Source organism: Mesorhizobium sp. M7A.F.Ca.ET.027.03.2.1 (assembly GCF_003999175.1).
In the GTDB taxonomy this organism is placed as follows: Bacteria; Pseudomonadota; Alphaproteobacteria; order Rhizobiales; family Rhizobiaceae; genus Mesorhizobium.
This window is the reverse complement of record NZ_RZOM01001234.1, coordinates 1-1627: the sequence shown is the minus strand read 5'-3', so window position 1 is coordinate 1627 and position 1627 is coordinate 1. Positions and strand designations below refer to the sequence as shown.

The following is a 1627-nucleotide window of genomic DNA, read 5'->3' as shown; positions in this document are numbered from 1 at the left end:
ATCTATAACCGCCCGGTCAACCGTTTCGTCGCCGGCTTCCTCGGCTCGCCCGCAATGAACTTCGTCGATGGCCGCCTGGAAGACGCCGACGGCGGCTGGCGGTTCGCGGCCGAGGATATCAAGATCCCGCTCGGCACTTACGACTTTGCCAAGCCTCCGGCTCCCGGCCCCGTCACATTCGGTATCAGGCCCGAGCATGTCAGCCTGAACAGCGGCACCGGCTGGCCGTTCTCGATAGCCGCCAATGTCGAGGTGGTCGAACCCATGGGCTCCGACACATTGGTCTGGCTGAAGCTTGCCCAGCAGAATTTCAGCGTCCGAGTGACCTCGGAACGCACGCCCAAGAATGACGAGGCGGTGACGCTTGGCTTCGATCCGATGCGCGCCTCGCTTTTCGACACGGCAACCGGCACACGCATCTAGCCCGAGAACCAACCTTCCAACGACAATCCCCAAGCGAACGGACAGAGACGATGAATTGGTCATTCCAACTTTACAGCGCCCGCAATTTCCAACCCTGGGACGGTGTGCTCGCCATGCTCGGCAGGCTCGGCTACGCCCAGGTCGAAGGCTTTGGCGGCGTCTATGATGATCCCAAGGCATTCCGTGCCGAGCTCGACAAGAACGGGCTTGCCATGCCGACTGGGCATTTCTCGATCGACGCGCTCGAGAACGATTTCGACGGCGTGCGCAGAACCGCCGACGCACTTGGTATCACGCTGCTCATCTGTCCCTTCCTGATGCCCGATCAGCGGCCATCCGACGTGGCCGGCTGGCGCGGCTTCGGCGAACGCCTGGCCAGGGTCGGCGACGTCGCGAAAAAGGCCGGCTACGGCTTTGCCTGGCACAACCATGATTTCGAGTTCAAGAAACTTGCCGACGGATCGGTGCCGCAGGATCACATCCTGTCATCCGCGCCCGATGTCAGCTGGGAGATGGACGTTGCCTGGGTGGTGCGCGGCGGCGATGATCCGTTGTCGTGGATCGAAAAGCACGGCAAGCGCATCAGCGCCGTCCACGTCAAGGACATGGCCAAGCCCGGCGAGGGGCTGGATGAGGATGGCTGGTCGGATGTCGGCCATGGCACCATCGACTGGGCCGGCCTGATCAAGGTGTTGCGTGCCAAGAGTGCTGCCCAATACTACGTCATGGAACAGGACAACCCCAACGACATCGAGCGTTTCGCCCGCCGCTCCATCGCAGCCGCCAAAACCTATTAGGAGCAATCAGCATGGCAAAGAAACTTGGCATCGGCGTGATCGGCTGCGGCAACATCTCGAAAGCGTATTTTTCGCTGGCGCCGCTGTTTCGCGGCATCGAAATGCGTGCGTGCGCCGACATCAACATGGAGGCGGCCAAGGCGCGGGCGAAGGAGTTCAAGTTGCGCGCCGAGACCGTCGAAGACCTGCTCAAGGCCGACGACATCGACATCATCGTCAACCTGACCATCCCGGCGGTGCACTACGAAGTATCGAAGCAGATCCTCGACGCCGGCAAGCACGTCTATTCGGAAAAGCCGTTCGTGCTGTCGGTCAAGGAAGGGCTCGACCTTAAGAAGCGGGCGGAGAAAAAGGGCCTGCGGATCGGCTCGGCGCCAGACACTTTCCTCGGCGGCGCGCACCAACTG

3 protein-coding genes are annotated in these 1627 nt (G+C 61.7%); all 3 read left to right on the top strand.

Annotated elements, in window-relative coordinates:
• The coding region (locus EN750_RS33340) for a TOBE domain-containing protein (RefSeq protein WP_127399196.1) at nt 1-423 on the top strand (423 nt) is incomplete at its 5' end.
• A gap of 50 nt (nt 424-473) precedes the next feature.
• Nucleotides 474-1220: a sugar phosphate isomerase/epimerase gene (locus EN750_RS33335; protein WP_127399195.1), complete on the top strand. Its 747-nt coding sequence runs from the start codon at nt 474-476 to the stop codon at nt 1218-1220.
• An 11-nt stretch (nt 1221-1231) separates the two neighbouring features.
• A partial coding sequence (locus EN750_RS33330) for a Gfo/Idh/MocA family oxidoreductase (RefSeq protein WP_145968156.1) occupies nt 1232-1627 on the top strand: 396 nt, incomplete at its 3' end.